This window comes from Hyphomonas sp. GM-8P, assembly GCF_003263315.1.
In the GTDB taxonomy this organism is placed as follows: Bacteria; Pseudomonadota; Alphaproteobacteria; order Caulobacterales; family Hyphomonadaceae; genus Hyphomonas.
This window is the reverse complement of sequence record NZ_AWFE01000062.1, coordinates 1-15026: the sequence shown is the minus strand read 5'-3', so window position 1 is coordinate 15026 and position 15026 is coordinate 1. Positions and strand designations below refer to the sequence as shown.

Genomic DNA, 15026 nt, shown 5'->3' with positions numbered 1-15026 from the left:
GATTACGCAAACGCACTAATGCTCAGTAAAACCTGACATTATCAAGCTCATACCATACTGCCTCACCGCCCGGCCTCTTGATCAGGAACCGCACATCAACGATGCCATCACCTGACCACTTAACACCTTCCGCGGGAGCACTAAGATCTTTAAACGGAATACTGACAGTTTCCCAATCTTGACCCACTTCGAATTGCCGCTCCCAGCGGCCTTCTGTGGTCGACACAGTCAAGGTGTAGGGTTTCTCATCTCCGCGCATATCGAAGACAATGCCCTGATAAGACGCCCCATCCACAGGCTGAACCGACCCAACATTCATTGGAATGACAATACCCGCCCGGGCCTCTTCGCGTAGCGCGAGATCTGCAGACAGGTGCAGCACACCTCCGCGCTCACCATCGTCGCGAATCTCAAAAACCTGCCAGCTGCGCTCCATCCCTCCATCAGGATCACCAACAACAAGAGTGTCACGCGAGGAGCGCCCATCTTCCCGGTCGAAATCATCGATGAGTGCGCTCGAAATACTGGACGATTCCATCACAGTCGAGGAAACCGGCACCGGCGCCCCCTCTCCAAACACCTTGTCTCCGCCAACGAAGGTGTATTTCGTCTTGTGCAAATCGGAAATATCTTCCCAAGGCTTACCGGCGATCAGAACCACATCGGCATCTTTGCCAACTTCGATGGAGCCGCGCTGGTCATACACCCCAACAGCGCGTGCACTGTTGGAAGTACCCGCCATCAAGGCAGCCTTCGCCGGGAGGCCCGCGCGCACCATCAATTCCATTTCGGAAAGTGTGGAGTACCCATGTGGCGTACGCGGCATTCCGGCATCGGTACCCAGCGCGATAAGGACGCCACCTTCATACAGCGCCTTCATGTTGTCCAAACCCACCTGGAACCGTGCCTGACGCGACTTGAATGTCGGATGCTCGCGCTCAAACTCCGTCGTCTCCGGTTTGTCAGGATTATAGACAGCAAGCGTCCCCGCGTAAGCCGTACCGCCAGCCTTGAGCGTGTCGATGGTTTCCTGGTCCACATGTTTGTCGAGTACGGAGTGCGCAATGATATCCACGCCGGACCGGCCGGCAATCTCAGCCCGGTCCTTGGTCACGGTATGGGTCAGAATCTTCAAGCCATGAGCATGAGCCTCTTCAACCAATGCTGTCAGGGTCGGCTCATTCATGCTCGTATTGTCGACACCGGAGCCATAACGCCAGCCATCCGTGAAAACTTTGATGACGTCAGGCTTGTAGGGCAGCAGCTCCTTGACCGCTTCGGTGGCCGCATAGGGTGTGTTGACCCACTTGGTCGTACTCTTGTCAGACCAGTCAGCGCCATGCCCGTTGGTTGTACTCATACGCGCCGCGAAATTCACACGCGGACCCGGCAGCGACTCCAGCCACTCGCGGCGAGGCGCGAAGGCTTCCGGTGGCTGGGCAAAATCATAAACGGACGTGACACCGGTCTTGGCATATTCCTGCGAAATCTGAGGCGTGGTCGCCGGCTGGCCAATCGGTGTGTAGTGAACATGCAGGTCAAAGAAGCCAGGCAAAAGTGACAGGCCGTCGCCATCAATCGCGGGTACGCCCGCGGGGGCAGGCCCGGCCGCCTTGTCGACCGACGAGATAAGACCGTCTTCAAACACCACAGTCGCTTTGTAGGGATCAGCACCCGTGCCATCGAAGACTGTGACGCCCGTGATCGCCAGATCCTGAGCAAACGCGGATCCAGCCACGCACACCGCCAAAAGGCACGAATTCAATAACCTGCCGACCATACTCGTCCTCTGCACTTTGCACGCACGTATATGAACCAGACGCTTTGAACTGACTTTCTATCCAGATCGAACAGAATTTTTTGCTCAGATTTTTTGGGGGTCATTCACGCCTCTCCGGCGGGCAAACAAACCCATTTAAAGCCTTCAATTCAGAATGTTTTATTTACGTTGCCAAAGTGGCGGTGCACGCCTCCAGCGTCCTCTACGAAACATCAGAAAACCGAAAAAGTGCTTTGATTGCATAGCTATAGACCCGATCCGCGTTCGCTGTTGGATAGACTTGGCGTGCCGATTGCGCTTAACTGTAATGTAAGTATAACAATCACCCCTCAAGCTAAACGTGAACGGGGTCAACCGAAGGCTGAGGGGAGCAAGCATGCCCGGACCGGGGCAGAATTCAGATTTGACCAAACGCCCTCAGCCCGACAATACGCCTCAGGCTTCGGATGGTGTCGAGCTGGAGACAAAAGTCTCTCCATCCCAGGACCGCGCACGCAACACATTCGAAACGATCCTGTCCGTGACCGGGGACCTGCTTTCCGAGGTCGGTTTCGAACGGTTGTCGACCAATATGGTTTGCAAGCGCGCCGGCCTCACCCCGCCAGCACTCTACCGATACTTCCCCAACAAGTACGCCATCCTTCACGAACTCGGCCGACGCCTGATGGAGGCGCAGGACCAGGCCGTTTTCGAATGGCTTCGCGAGGGGGGGATCGATACGCAGTCATTCGAGTCTTCAGCAGAAAGCATCCTGCGAATCCAGAAACGAGTAAACGAAATCACGAAGACATTTCCCGGAGGCGCCTGGGTCGTCCGCGTTATGCGGGTCATTCCCGTGCTCAAGGAAGTCCGGCTGGATTCCCGTGACCTTGTTAGCGAAGAGATCCTGGAAGCGCTCCGCAAGAACTTGCCCGACATCCCCGAAGATCGACTTGCCATGGCAACCAAGCTGACAATCGAATTGATGTTTTCGGCGACCGAGATGGCCTTGGAGGCCCCGGAGCGGGAAGAAGAAATCACGCGGGAAGTCTGCTTCCTCGTCGCAAGCTATCACGCGCGCCTGCGAAACGGCTCCTGAACCTTTTCTTTGGGGTGCAGCCTAGCTGTTGTCTTCCTGCATCAACTTCTCCATCTCGCCGAAGCGGTGCGCAACGTGAGGCAACACATCCCGGCCCACGATGCTGACCACAATGGCAGCTGTACCACCCAGCACGAAGCCCGGCACGATCTCATAGATAATGTCGGAGAGCGACTTCCCGTCGATCTCAATCGGCGCATAGAGCCAGAACAACACCGTGACAGCCCCGACAATCATGCCTGCCAACGCACCGTTCCGGGTAAGACCACGCCAATAGAGGCTGAGAAGGATAATCGGCCCGAATGCAGCGCCGAAACCGGCCCAAGCATTGCCGACCAGCGAGAGGATGTTGCTGGATCGATCAAATGCCAACCCGATCGCGACCAGCGAAACGACAAGCACAGATATCCGGCCAACCGCAACCAGCTCCCCTTGACTCGCTTCCTTGCGAAGGAACGTCTTGTAGAAGTCTTCCGTTAGCGAGCTGGAAGACACAAGCAACTGAGACGAAATCGTACTCATGATCGCCGCGAGAATGGCTGCTAGCAGGAAACCGGCCACAAGCGGGTGGAACAGAATTTGGGAAAGAATGATGAAAATCGTCTCAGGATCATCCACAGGAGTGCCGTGAGCATAAGTGTAGGCATAGCCGGCGATCCCCGTGAGCACGGCACCAATCACCGTCACGATCATCCAGCTCATGCCAATATAGCGGGCCGTGGCAATATCCTTGAGGGAACGGATAGCCATAAACCGGACGATGATGTGCGGCTGGCCGAAATAGCCAAGCCCCCAGGCAAGCAATGAGATGACCCCCATCACAGTCATGCCCTTCGGCCACATGCCGAAATAGCCAGGCTCAACGGAAGCAGCAGCCGAGGCCCAGTCACCTTCGTTCTTCAGGACGATAAAGGAAACGACTGGCACGAGGATCAACGCCACAAACATGATGCAGCCCTGAACAAAGTCGGTCAGGCTGACGGCAAGAAATCCGCCGAACAACGTGTAGGCAACAACCACACCAGCTGTCAGGAACAAGCCCAGCTGGTAATCGAGACCGAACGAGGCCTCAAACAATTTGCCACCAGCAACAACGCCCGCAGACGTATACAGTGTAAAGAAGATAACGATCACGACCGAAGAAAGAACACGCAGCGCACGTGACTTGTCGTGGAACCTCTTTTCGAAGAAGTCCGGAATGGTGATCGCGTCGTCTGCCAGCTCTGTGTAGACGCGCAGACGTGGCGCAACAAAGAGGTAGTTGAGATACGCGCCAATAACGAGACCCACAGCGATCCAGGCAGCGCTGAACCCGGACACGAAAACCGCGCCCGGAAGGCCCATGAGCATCCATCCGCTCATGTCGGATGCGCCAGCAGACAGCGCACCGACGGCTGGGTGAAGCTTACGCCCGCCCAACATGTATTCGGAAACATCACTGGTGGATTTTCGGTATGCATAAAGGCCGATGGCCAGCATCAGAACAAAGTATACCGCAAGAGAGATCAGAGCTTCGTAATTCATAGGCTCACTTTTTCAGGTGTTCGTATTTCGAAAAGGGCCAACTGAAGCGACCCATCGAGAGATTTTGCTGCCTTGGCGATTTCCGCATTGCGCCTAGAAAACGCACTCCATTGGTACGCGCGTCATGAAAGTCTGACGTCGCTTGCATGTCCTGCGTGATATCATCATGCCCTGCCCCTGCATCGCTATGAAACGCGTTACCTCAACTCGACTGCGCGCTTGTACGCTGCCTGTGTTGCCCCAATCAACAACCGGGAAAGGTCTCCGGTTCCATTCAGGGCGTTCAAGCCCGCCTCGGTGGTGCCCGCTTTACTGGTCACGGCGTTGCGCATGTCGGCCAGGTCATCGGTCGAGCCGACAGCCATCTCGATCGTTCCGGCAATGGTGTCGAGCACCAGTTTGCGGGCCTGCTCTTCTTCAAAGCCAAGCTCCTTGGCCGCTTCCATGTAGGCTCGCGCGATCTCGAAGACATAACCCGGTCCACTACCCGCAATGGCGGTCACCTTGTCGAGATCGAACTCCTCTTCGACCTCCACGATAGTGCCGGCAGCCCTCATCATCTGCTGCGCCGTCTCTTTCGCACCGTCCGGAGTCTTGTCGGTGAAATACAGGCCGCTCACGCCCTTCCCAATGCTGGCGGGCAGATTGGGCATGACGCGAATGACTGGACGCGCACCAACAATCGATTCCAGCCGCTCACAGGATACGCCCGCAGCGATGGAAAGCGCGGGAGCATCTGCCTTAAGGTGATCGAGGTAGTCCGGAATGACGTCCGCGATCAGTTGCGGCTTCACGGCGATAACCAGCAGGTCAAACGGACCACCTTCGACGTCTTCTGCTGACTTGAAGGATTTGACACGTGAATCCGGGAACGTCGCGACCGGGTCAGCGACCGAGTAAGTCATACCCGGGACATCTACCCAACGGGCCAGCAGTGATGCGCCCATATTTCCACAACCAACCATCAATACGTGCATGAAACCTCCGAATCTGAATGCCCCGCACATAGGCCGATCTTACTTTGAATTCAAATATTCTGCTGCGGTTTCCCTTCGTTTGCAGCCTGCTTTCGGAACAATTACGGACAATGAACTGTTAATTCTGGAAGAAATACGGGGCTATCACCGCATATTAAGCCAAAGACTGTTACTTTGTGCTCTAATCGTGTTGCGAACCAACCCAACGCAGCCTAGGTCGTAGCCCGAGGAACCAAGGGAGCCCTGTGTGCCTAAATCTAAGCGTATCGTTATCAAGATCGGATCCAGCCTACTGGCCAATGAAGAGCTGCTGACGCCGCGATGGGCGTTCATGCAGCAATTGCTGAACGATGTTAAAACGCTCCGCGATGATGGATATGAAGTCCTGATCTGCTCATCCGGCGCTGTCGCACTCGGATTGAACACGATCGGTGAAACACAGGAAACGGCTGGTTTGCGGGACAAGCAGGCAGCTGCCGCGTGCGGCATGCCAATCCTGCTGAATGCCTACAAGCAGGTCGCACACGAATACAGCTTCGACATCGCACAGGTGCTGATCACGCTGAAAGACCTCGAAGACCGGCGCCGCTTCCTCAATACGAAGAACACAGTGCACCGGCTGATTCAGGCCGGCATCACGCCAATCGTCAATGAGAACGACTCCATTACGACCGAAGAAATCCGCGTCGGCGACAATGACCGGCTTGCGGCCAAGGTCGCCCAGATGGTGCAGGCCGAAACTCTCATCATCCTGACCTGCGTGGATGGCCTCTACGATCGCAATCCGGAAGAGCCAGGCGCACAACTGGTCGAAACCGTGAATGACGTGAACGAATTCCTCGAAGTCACCAAAGGCGTGAGCAGTCTCGGCAGCGGTGGCATGCTGACAAAGATGCAGGCCGCAAATATGGCCCAGAACTCAGGCTGCACCACAATCATCGGGAATGGTGAAGCGGAAAATCCGGTGACCTCCCTGCTCGACGGGTCGCGCAAGCACACCAGATGCATCGCACACGACAAGCCGGCGACCGACTGGACGGCCTGGCTGACCGACCGCCTTCAGATGGCCGGCAGCATTGTGGTCTCTGAAGAGTCAGCCGACGCGCTTTGCCGCGGGGAACGCGGATTGCTGCGCCAAGACATTCAATCGATCCAGGGCACCTTCGTCCGGGGTGATGTACTCCACATCTATGATGAATCAGGAAATGAGCGCGCCCGCGGTCTCTCAAACTTCACGGCAGAGGAAACCCTGATCCTCGCGCGAAACAAGGAAATTCCTGCCAAGCAACTGCTGGGCTTCCAGACGAATGCGACCATCGTCAGCCGCGACAACATCGTTGTGCTCGATGGCCGGCACATCCAGTGGGACACGCCTCCGGAAAATGAGCTGGAGCAGATTGAGAACCGTTAGGTTCCCGGATCGCTTATATCGCCGACCTGCAGGATTGGTGCGGCATCAAGATTGTCTGCGTTCATCATGAACGCGACTTTTTGCATGCTGGAAACGAGAAGCGACTTTTCCCAGTCTGCCAACCCATTGAAAGATGACAGGAACCCCTCCTGAAGGAGCTCGGGCGCATCCACCAGGCGCCGCTTCCCCTCTTCAGTGATCACGACTTCCAGGCTCCGCCGGTCATGCTCATTGCGTTCCCGGACAACCAGCCCTGCCCGCACCAGCCGGTCCACGATCGATGTGATCGTCGCCTGCGACAGGTGAACCTGCCGCGCGATGTCACTCGGTTTCGCACGCTTGGCGCCAGCGACACTTTGCAGAACCAGCAATTGGGGCGCCGTTAATCCGGTGTCCTTCGCCAGCTTTTTGGAGTGCATATCAATGGCGCGGGTTATTTTCCGCAGCGCAACGAGAAGATCGTGATACTGGCTCATCTGGTGATGCAATAACCTGCAAGTCGCACTTGTCCAGTTCAGGACGTCGCACCCGGCCGTCCTTCCGCAGTCATCCCGCGCTGGCCCAAGGGAGGCTGCCGGAGGTCATTGTTCAGCAGGCGCAACTGGTCAGGACGATGTCAGCTTTTGCTGGTAAGATACTTTAAAATTCCGGACTCCAGATACGCATGCGAACATTGATCATCGAAGACAATCGCGAACTGGCCAGCCTGCTGGCCGAGCGTCTTGGCGCGCGCGGCATCGACAGCGACATTGCCGGCGGTATCGCCGAAGCTGACGATCACATGGCCGTTGGGCAATTCGACGTGATCATGCTGGACCTCGGCCTTCCGGATGGCGATGGAATCGACTGGCTGCGCGGCCTGCCGGCGGACCGCCCGCCCGTTCTGATCCTGTCTGCCCGCAGCACCCTGGATGACCGCGTTACCGGTCTGGACACAGGGGCGGACGATTACCTGGTCAAACCTGCCGAAGTCGAAGAAATCGCCGCCCGTCTGCGAGCGCTGATCCGCCGGCCCGGCCGCCGCGACCCGGTCGTCCTGACGGTCGGCGACGTCACCTTTGATACAACCAGCCGGCAGGCAGAACTCTCCGGCCGGCCGCTTGCAATTGGACGCAAGGAAGCGGATTTCTTGGAAATTCTCCTTCGTAATGCTGGCAAGGTCGTTCCACGCGAACGGATTGAAGGCGCACTCTATAGCGCCGCGGATCCCGTGACGCCCAACGCGCTCGAAGCTGTCGCATCAAGACTGCGGCGTAGATTCGCCGAGGCCGGTGAAGAGGACATCCTCCACACGGTCCGGGGTGTCGGGTATCTGTTCGGAAACCGGAGAACATCATGAACTCCATCGCTGGCAGATTGCTGCGCGGCCTTTTGATCTCCGGCCTTGCGGGAGGTGTCGTGCTCACCCTCATGGTGATCTATGAGTACGGCCTACTCAGCCCGAACCCACCGCCGTTCTGGCGAACAGTACGCGAGATCACCGAGCATGTGCTCGTCCCCTTTGGCGTGTTCCTCGCCCTCTTCGGCATTGGCGCGCTTCTGGTCGTGCGCCGCGTGGAGCGCCAGTTGAAAGCCATTGCAGGCGATGTCAGGGAAGCCGCGCAAGACCTTCGCAGCTACCAAATGCCACCCGACGCACTGCCTGCAGAGCTCACGCCATTTACGGACGCTGTCAACGAACTCACCAGCCGGTTGGCAGAACATGCCAGACGGCAGGAAGCCTTTGCCGCCGACGCTGCGCACGAGTTGAAAACCCCGCTCTCGATCCTCGCGCTCTCGCTCGACAAGTTGCCAGCAGAAGACGCGGCTCCCTTGCGTGCACAGATCCACGCACTGTCTGACATGGTCGACCAGCTCCTGTTGCTCGCCCGCAGCAATGCGCCGGACACGGCGCAACGTCGCAGCCTGATCGAGCCGGACAGTCTGGCCCGCCGCATCGTGGCGGAGCTCGCCCCTGCCGCGATCCAGGCTGGCAGGGAATTGTCTGTGGAAACCGACCATCCCGCCCCATTCCGCGGATTGGAGGAAGCCGTGGCGGCGTCCTTGCGGACCCTGATCGTCAATGCCCTCCGCGCCGCTCCCGAAGGCAGCGAAGTTATCGTCCGCGCGGGCCCCGGGGCTAACCTCGCTGTCATAGACGGTGGACAGGGTCTGACATCGGACGAACTGGAACGGCTCAAGGCGCGTGGCATCCGGGCTGACCGGGCCCCGGGCGGTGCAGCGGGGCTTGGCCTCGCGATTGCTGACCGGATTGCCGACTCCCATGGCGGCGAACTGGTCACCTGCCTGCCGGAGTCCTCCGGTCTTGCCCTTCGGTTTCCAACCGCTCGCCCTGCCTGATTTTTAAGCATGCGGGTGCTGCAAATTCCGCATGCCACACATGCAGATGCGCAATTCCCCGTCAGGCTGGCGTCAGTGAGCGCTGTCAGAACGTTGTCATGGACAGAAACCACGACACGGCGAGAAGACGATGGTGAATTGGGTTTTGCGCACAGCGCTTGCGGTTACCTCACTGGCAATATTAGGCGAACCGGCACTTTCCCAGACAGTTGAAGTCACTGCGGCGAGCCGGAAAGCGCTCGGCATTACGACTGAACCTGTTCGGACAGAGAGCTCCATTGAGGGTACACGGACATTTGGAACCGTGATTGCCCCTCCGGGGAACTCCTCGCCCGTCGCCAGCCCGTTCGAAGCCGTGCTGCTGGAGCCGCTGGTCATTCCCGGCATGCAAGTGGAGACCGGAGATCCGGTCGCCCTACTCTACAGTCCTGAATATGAAACGGCCCGCGCGGAAGTCGAATCCCAGCGCATCATGGCCGAACACATGGATCACCTGCTTGAGCGCGCATTGGAGCTTCGTGAACTCGGATTGCGTTCCGCGCAGGAAGCAGATGAAGCCGAGCACGATTCAAAATCGGCTCACCTTAATCTCGCAGCCTCGCAGCGCCGCCTGAGTGCGGTACGCAGCGCGGGCGGTGCCGGCCGCTTCAAGCTTGTCGCGCCTGCTTCCGGCACGGTGGCCAGCGTATCGGTCGCTGCCGGTGAGGCGGTTGGCATGTCCGAACCGTTTCTCTCGATCTTTGACGGCAAGCGCTACTGGCTTGATGTCGCGTTGCCGGAGCGTGTGGCAAACACATTCTCGATCGGGTCCTCGGTATCCCTGCCCGGATCTGCCGGAAAAGGGACTGTGGTGGCGATTGATCCCACGGTCGACGCGCGCTTGCAGTCTGTCCGAATAAAGATTGAACTGCCCACCTCGTCCTCATGGCGCCTCGGCCAATTGGTCAACCTGTCTCTCGATACAGCGGAGCAGGAAACAAATCTCGTCATTCCCGCGCGCGCCATCGTCCGCATCAACGGTACAGACTGTGTTTTCATCGATACGGGCGAAGGCTTCCGCCGTGTGGAAGTCAGCATAATCACCCGCAGCCGCGACGATGCAGTGCTGAACGCCGGCGTCTCCCCCGGCGATCAGGTCGCCGTCTCCGGTCTGGCTGCCCTTAAGAACCTCGCTGAAGGAGTCTGAGGACCGTGCTGGATCGCCTTGTTTCCTTTTCGCTCACGCAGCGTATCTTCATCCTGGGCGCCGCCCTGCTGCTGGCCATAGCCGGCCTCTATGCATCGGCCCGCCTTCCTATTGACGCCTTTCCCGAGATCGCCCCCACGCAGGTCAAGATCATCCTGAAAGCCCCTGGCATGACGCCGGAGGAAGTCGAGTCCCGCGTTGTCCGTCCGCTCGAAATGGAACTGCTCGGCATTCCCGACCAGACTGTTATGCGCGCCAAGGCGAAGTATGCGATCGCCGACGTCACCATCGATTTCAAGGAAGGCACAGACATCTATTGGGCGCGCCAGCAGGTCTCCGAACGCCTGACGGCTGTTAGTGGAGATTTCCCGGAAACGGTTTCCGGTGGCCTTGCCCCGATCTCCACCGCCCTGTCGGAAGTCTTCATGTTCACCATCGAGAGCGACGACCTCTCCCTTGAGGAGCGCCGTTCCCTGCTCGACTGGGTCATCCGCCCCGCTTTGCGCACCCTGCCGGGGGTGGCGGACGTCAACGCCCTTGGCGGTCGCGTTCGGACATTCAACATCGCACCGGACGAAGCGGCCATGGCGATGGCAGGCATCAGCCTGGATGACATCCGCACAGCGCTTGAGAACAACAATCGCAATGACGGCGCCGGCCGGATGTCAGAAGGAGAGGAAGCCCTCGTCGTTCGTTCCATCGGCGCAACCGAAAACGAAGCAGATATCGGCGCGCTGGTGATCCGTGAAACGGATGGGCAAGTCCTCCGTCTGCGTGATATTGCAACCATCCAGCTTGGCAGCCTCACACGCTACGGATCCGTCACCCGCGACGGAGCCGGCGAAGCTGTCGAAGGTATCGTTGTCGCCCTCCGCGGGGCTGATGCCCGGACGGTCATTAAAGGCGTCGAAGACAAGCTCGCTGAACTCCAGAACAGCCTGCCCGAGGGCACAAGAGTCGAAGTCTTCTACAATCGCTCCGACCTGATCGAAAAAGCAGTCTGGACAGTTACGGAAGCGCTATTGATAGCAGTTGTTCTCGTGATTGCCCTTCTCATCGTCTTCCTCGGGGATTGGCGCGCTGCGCTAGTCGTGACCCTCATCCTGCCTGCATCTGCACTGGCAACTTTCCTCCTGATGAAAATGTTTGGCCTCTCGGCGAACCTGATGAGCCTTGGCGGTCTTGCCATCGCGATCGGCATGATCGTGGATGGTGCCATCGTGGTCACGGAAAATGCCGTCGAACGCCTGCACGAGAACCCGAAATCCAGCAAGCTGCATGTCATCTATCGCGCAGCATCCGAAGTCGCTCTGCCGACCGCTTCGGGCATCTTCATCATCTGCCTCGTCTTCGTTCCGTTGCTCACGCTGCAAGGCCTTGAAGGGAAACTGTTCGCACCGGTGGCACTGGCCATCGTGTTCGCCCTCGGATCCGCCCTTCTGCTTGCGTGCACACTTATCCCGGTGCTTGCATCCTATCTGCTAAAATCCTCCGGAGCGCATGAGACCTTCCTCATGCGGGTACTTACGCCGGCATATCGCAGCCTTCTGAACCGCACCCTGAACATGCCGGTGATCGTCTACGCGGTTGCGGCAATCAGCGTGGTGTTTGCCGGCTTCGCTTACACGTCCACGGGCAAGACTTTCATGCCGACCATGAATGAGGGGGCTGTGGTGATGCAGCTCGCGGCGCTTCCCTCCATCAACCTCAATCAAAGCGAAGCCGACGCCATGCGCGCGCAAGCCGCCATTCTGGATAAGGTTCCGGAAGTTGAGCACATTGTTGGCCGCATCGGCTCGGATGAGCTCGGCCTCGATCCGATGGGCCTGAATGAAGCTGACATGTTCCTCGAACTCGCACCGCGGGAAGAGTGGCGCGGGCCGGATACGGAATGGCTGGTCGGAGAAGTCCGCAGTGTCATGGACGACTTTGTCGGCATTGAGTCCTCCTTCACCCAACCGATCGAGATGCGTGTCTCCGAAATGCTGACGGGTTCCCGGGGAGACCTGGCCGTCAAGATCTTCGGACCCAACTCCGATGAACTGGCTGATCTGGCCGGGCGTGTGGAACAAGCCATCTCGACCGTTCCGGGCGCCGCGGACGTATTCACTGCATCGAATGATGTTTCCGAGTATCTGCAGGTCGAAATCGATCCGATTCGGGCCGGCCGTCTGGGATTGGATGTCATTACAATCCAGGATGAGCTGCGGTCGCGCCTTGAAGGTGTTCTCGCTGGCGAAGTCATTGAACCAGGCCGAAGGACTCCGATCGTCATCCGTCAGAACCAGGCCGAAGGAACTGGCGCCTTTGACTTCGGCAACCTTCTGATCGTGAACCCGGCCGGCGAGATGGTGCGCCTCTCCGATGTCGCCACTGTATCCCGTGTCGCCGGGCTCGCCTCCGTTGCCCGCGAAAATGGGTCTCGCTACGCCGTGGTGCAGGCCTTCGTATCAGGGCGGGACCTTGTCGGCTTCGTCGCCGATGCTCAGGCCGCAGTCGATGCGACGGTCGCGTTGCCGGCTGGCTACACGCTGGAGTTCGGCGGTGAGTTCGAGAACCAGCGCCGCGCGTCGGCCCGCCTGTCACTGATGGTGCCGCTGTCACTCGGCCTGATCTTTATTGTCCTGTTCGGCACCCTGAGATCGATGCGGCAGGCGCTGCTGATCCTGCTGAACATTCCGTTTGCACTGGTTGGCGGGATCATCGCGCTTAGCCTGTCAGGCGAGTACCTTTCCGTTCCGGCATCGGTGGGCTTCATCGCCCTCCTCGGCATCGCTGTCCTCAATGGGCTCGTTCTGGTCACCTGTTTCAATGATCTCCGCGCACTTGGTCTCGACACGGAACAGGCCGTGCGACAGGGGGCTGAACGCCGGCTGCGTCCGGTCCTGATGACCGCGACAGCCGCTGCCCTCGGCCTCGTCCCGCTCCTGTTCGCGCATGGCCCGGGCTCCGAACTCCAACGTCCGTTGGCGATCGTTGTGGTCGGCGGGCTCGTTTCTTCCACCATTCTGACACTGTTCCTTCTGCCGGTGCTTTACCGCCGGTTCGGTGTCGACCGCACGCCAGCCGGTGTGCCGCAAGGAGAGGTTCAATGGATTCGCCCCTACGCAAACTGACGCTTGTCTGCCCGAAAAGCATTCAGCCCACCGTGCTGGACACGCTGGACGCGATTGACCCGCCGCTGCCCGGCTATACCAGCCATGATGGGCTCGGCCATGGCAGCTCGATGGATCTCGCCTCGACCGCGGAAAAGGTGAAAGGCGCGATGAAAGTCTTCACTGTGCTGATGGTCCTGCCGGAGAATGCCATTCCGCTCGTTCTGGAAACCATCCGCCAGGCCTGCCCGCGCCGCCAGATCTCCTACTGGATCGAACCCGTACTCGATTTTGGACGCCTCAAATGAAACTGCCTCTTCTTGCCGCCGCGTTTGCTGGCGCCATCTTCTTCGCCCAACCTGCCGCCAGCCAGACCGATCCTGTTGTCGACCTGATGGAACAGGCCATCCGGACGAGCCCGTCTTACCGCTCTGCTAAGGCCGATGTGGACCGGGCGAGCGCCTCGGCGCGGCGGATCGCTTCCGGCCCTTATGAGTTCGAGATGAATGCCAGCGGCGGGCAGCGCAAGATCGACGACCCTCTGGCATCGGAGAACCGGTATACGGAATGGTCTGCCGGCATTTCCCGCACTGTGCGCCTGCCGGGCAAGCGCCAGGTCGACTCCAATCTGGCGCAGCTGGAAATCGACCTTGCCGGTACCGGGCTCGACCAATCCCTGTTCGCCGAGCGGGAGAAGTTCGCTTCGCTCTGGAATACCTGGCGCCGGGCGGACCTGTTGTCGGAGTCCTCTGCGTCTCAGGCGGCGGAAGCGCTGCGCATCGCCGAACTCCAGCAGATCGCCGTGGACAAAGGTGCAGAGCGCCAGATCCGGGCGGACCAGCTGGCCGCCGAGGCCGGTTTGCTGCAATTGCAGGCCGAGCAGGACCGGACAGCCGCTCAGGTCGCCCGCGCGGCCCTGGTCGCCCGCTATCCCGATATCGTGTTTCCGGAGCGGACTGCGCCGCTCGATGTGTCCGATGAGATGATATCCCCCCTGTTCGAGGCGAATATCGAGAACACACCGTCTTATCGCCGCGCGGGCCTGGTCGCGGAACAGGCCCGGCTGAAGGCACAGCGCGCGCGGATGGAGAAGCGCCCGGACCCGACCTTCGGACTCGACTTCGGCAATGAGTTTGGCGGATCCGAAACCAGTGTCATGGCCCGGGTCAGTATTCCCATCGGCGGCTCGGCCCGCCGGGCCTATGCGCAGGAAATGTCTGCCAGCGCCACCGTTGCCGAGCTGGACCGCGTCACCGCCCAGCGAGAAGCCTTCCAGGCGGTGCAGTCTGCGCGGCAGTCTCTTGGCGCTTCGATGACACTCTACGAAAAATCCCTTGAGACAGCCGAGTCCTCCCGGAAGATTCTGGAGACGATCCAGAAAGGCTACGAGTATGGCGAGATCACCATCACCGAATTCCTGAACGGCCGGCGTGCCCTGATCTCGGCCGAACGGATGGTGGCGGAACAACGCGCGCGGCTGGAAAGCGACGTGCTTCTGCTGCTGGCTCTGACAGGTGGTCCGGAAACGGAATAACTGCCTTCACCGGCACCTCCGCCCGGACACGCTCCCGCGCTCCGGCAAAGTCACCCAATTGTCGGGAAGTTCAGCCCGTGTCCGGATCCGGCCACCGTTTC

At 59.2% G+C, this 15026-nt stretch carries 12 protein-coding genes; 8 read left to right on the top strand and 4 right to left on the bottom strand.

Annotated elements, in window-relative coordinates:
• Positions 1-22 precede the first annotated feature (22 nt).
• The gene (locus HY26_RS07370; protein ID WP_233351558.1) at positions 23-1738 is read right to left on the bottom strand and encodes a CIA30 family protein; all 1716 of its coding nucleotides are present in this window, start codon (positions 1736-1738) and stop codon (positions 23-25) included.
• A 418-nt stretch (positions 1739-2156) separates the two neighbouring features.
• Between HY26_RS07370 and HY26_RS07365 the strand changes: the two genes are divergently transcribed.
• Positions 2157-2858: a TetR/AcrR family transcriptional regulator gene (locus tag HY26_RS07365; RefSeq protein WP_112073253.1), complete on the top strand. Its 702-nt coding sequence runs from the start codon at positions 2157-2159 to the stop codon at positions 2856-2858.
• A 21-nt stretch (positions 2859-2879) separates the two neighbouring features.
• On the opposite strand, the gene putP is transcribed toward HY26_RS07365, so the two are convergent.
• Positions 2880-4382, bottom strand: coding sequence for a sodium/proline symporter PutP (gene putP / locus HY26_RS07360; RefSeq protein WP_034767208.1), 1503 nt, complete (start codon positions 4380-4382; stop codon positions 2880-2882).
• Between the two features lie 197 nt (positions 4383-4579).
• Positions 4580-5359 (bottom strand): pyrroline-5-carboxylate reductase, encoded by a 780-nt coding sequence (locus HY26_RS07355; protein ID WP_233351557.1) that lies wholly within the window; start codon positions 5357-5359, stop codon positions 4580-4582.
• Positions 5360-5606: 247 nt separating this feature from the next.
• On the opposite strand from HY26_RS07355, the gene proB reads away from it, so the two are divergent.
• A complete protein-coding gene (proB, locus tag HY26_RS07350; protein ID WP_034767210.1) occupies positions 5607-6770 on the top strand; it encodes a glutamate 5-kinase in 1164 nt (387 codons plus the stop codon).
• Here proB and HY26_RS07345 read toward each other — a convergent pair.
• Positions 6767-7246, bottom strand: coding sequence for a MarR family winged helix-turn-helix transcriptional regulator (locus tag HY26_RS07345; protein WP_034767212.1), 480 nt, complete (start codon positions 7244-7246; stop codon positions 6767-6769). The genes proB and HY26_RS07345 overlap by 4 nt on opposite strands.
• Positions 7247-7434: 188 nt before the next feature.
• On the opposite strand from HY26_RS07345, the gene HY26_RS07340 reads away from it, so the two are divergent.
• The 6 genes from HY26_RS07340 to HY26_RS07315 all read left to right on the top strand — a co-directional run bounded on the left by HY26_RS07340 (position 7435) and on the right by HY26_RS07315 (position 14925).
• Entirely contained in the window at positions 7435-8109 is a 675-nt protein-coding gene (locus tag HY26_RS07340; RefSeq protein WP_034767215.1) for a response regulator transcription factor, read from the top strand.
• Positions 8106-9110 carry a HAMP domain-containing sensor histidine kinase gene (locus tag HY26_RS07335; protein WP_034767218.1) on the top strand — a complete coding sequence of 335 codons (1005 nt, stop codon included), beginning with the start codon at positions 8106-8108 and terminating at the stop codon, positions 9108-9110. Before HY26_RS07340 ends, HY26_RS07335 begins: the two co-directional genes overlap by 4 nt.
• Before the next feature lie 130 nt (positions 9111-9240).
• Positions 9241-10296 carry an efflux RND transporter periplasmic adaptor subunit gene (locus HY26_RS07330; protein WP_112073252.1) on the top strand — a complete coding sequence of 352 codons (1056 nt, stop codon included), beginning with the start codon at positions 9241-9243 and terminating at the stop codon, positions 10294-10296.
• A 5-nt stretch (positions 10297-10301) separates the two neighbouring features.
• Positions 10302-13412, top strand: a complete 3111-nt coding sequence (locus tag HY26_RS07325) for an efflux RND transporter permease subunit (protein WP_034767223.1) — start codon at positions 10302-10304, stop codon at positions 13410-13412.
• Positions 13388-13699, top strand: a complete 312-nt coding sequence (locus tag HY26_RS07320) for a DUF3240 family protein (protein WP_034767225.1) — start codon at positions 13388-13390, stop codon at positions 13697-13699. The genes HY26_RS07325 and HY26_RS07320 overlap by 25 nt, the downstream gene beginning before the upstream one ends.
• Positions 13696-14925 (top strand): TolC family protein, encoded by a 1230-nt coding sequence (locus HY26_RS07315; RefSeq protein ID WP_112073251.1) that lies wholly within the window; start codon positions 13696-13698, stop codon positions 14923-14925. Before HY26_RS07320 ends, HY26_RS07315 begins: the two co-directional genes overlap by 4 nt.
• Positions 14926-15026: the final 101 nt, after the last annotated feature.

Coding starts and splice junctions, on each gene's coding strand:
- HY26_RS07330 (WP_112073252.1), top strand. CDS start 9,241: ATGGTGAATTGGGTTTTGCGCACAGCGCTTGCGGTTACCTCACTGGCA.
- HY26_RS07365 (WP_112073253.1), top strand. CDS start 2,157: ATGCCCGGACCGGGGCAGAATTCAGATTTGACCAAACGCCCTCAGCCC.
- HY26_RS07320 (WP_034767225.1), top strand. CDS start 13,388: ATGGATTCGCCCCTACGCAAACTGACGCTTGTCTGCCCGAAAAGCATT.
- HY26_RS07335 (WP_034767218.1), top strand. CDS start 8,106: ATGAACTCCATCGCTGGCAGATTGCTGCGCGGCCTTTTGATCTCCGGC.
- HY26_RS07315 (WP_112073251.1), top strand. CDS start 13,696: ATGAAACTGCCTCTTCTTGCCGCCGCGTTTGCTGGCGCCATCTTCTTC.
- HY26_RS07340 (WP_034767215.1), top strand. CDS start 7,435: ATGCGAACATTGATCATCGAAGACAATCGCGAACTGGCCAGCCTGCTG.
- HY26_RS07355 (WP_233351557.1), bottom strand. CDS start 5,359: ATGCACGTATTGATGGTTGGTTGTGGAAATATGGGCGCATCACTGCTG.
- putP (WP_034767208.1), bottom strand. CDS start 4,382: ATGAATTACGAAGCTCTGATCTCTCTTGCGGTATACTTTGTTCTGATG.
- HY26_RS07345 (WP_034767212.1), bottom strand. CDS start 7,246: ATGAGCCAGTATCACGATCTTCTCGTTGCGCTGCGGAAAATAACCCGC.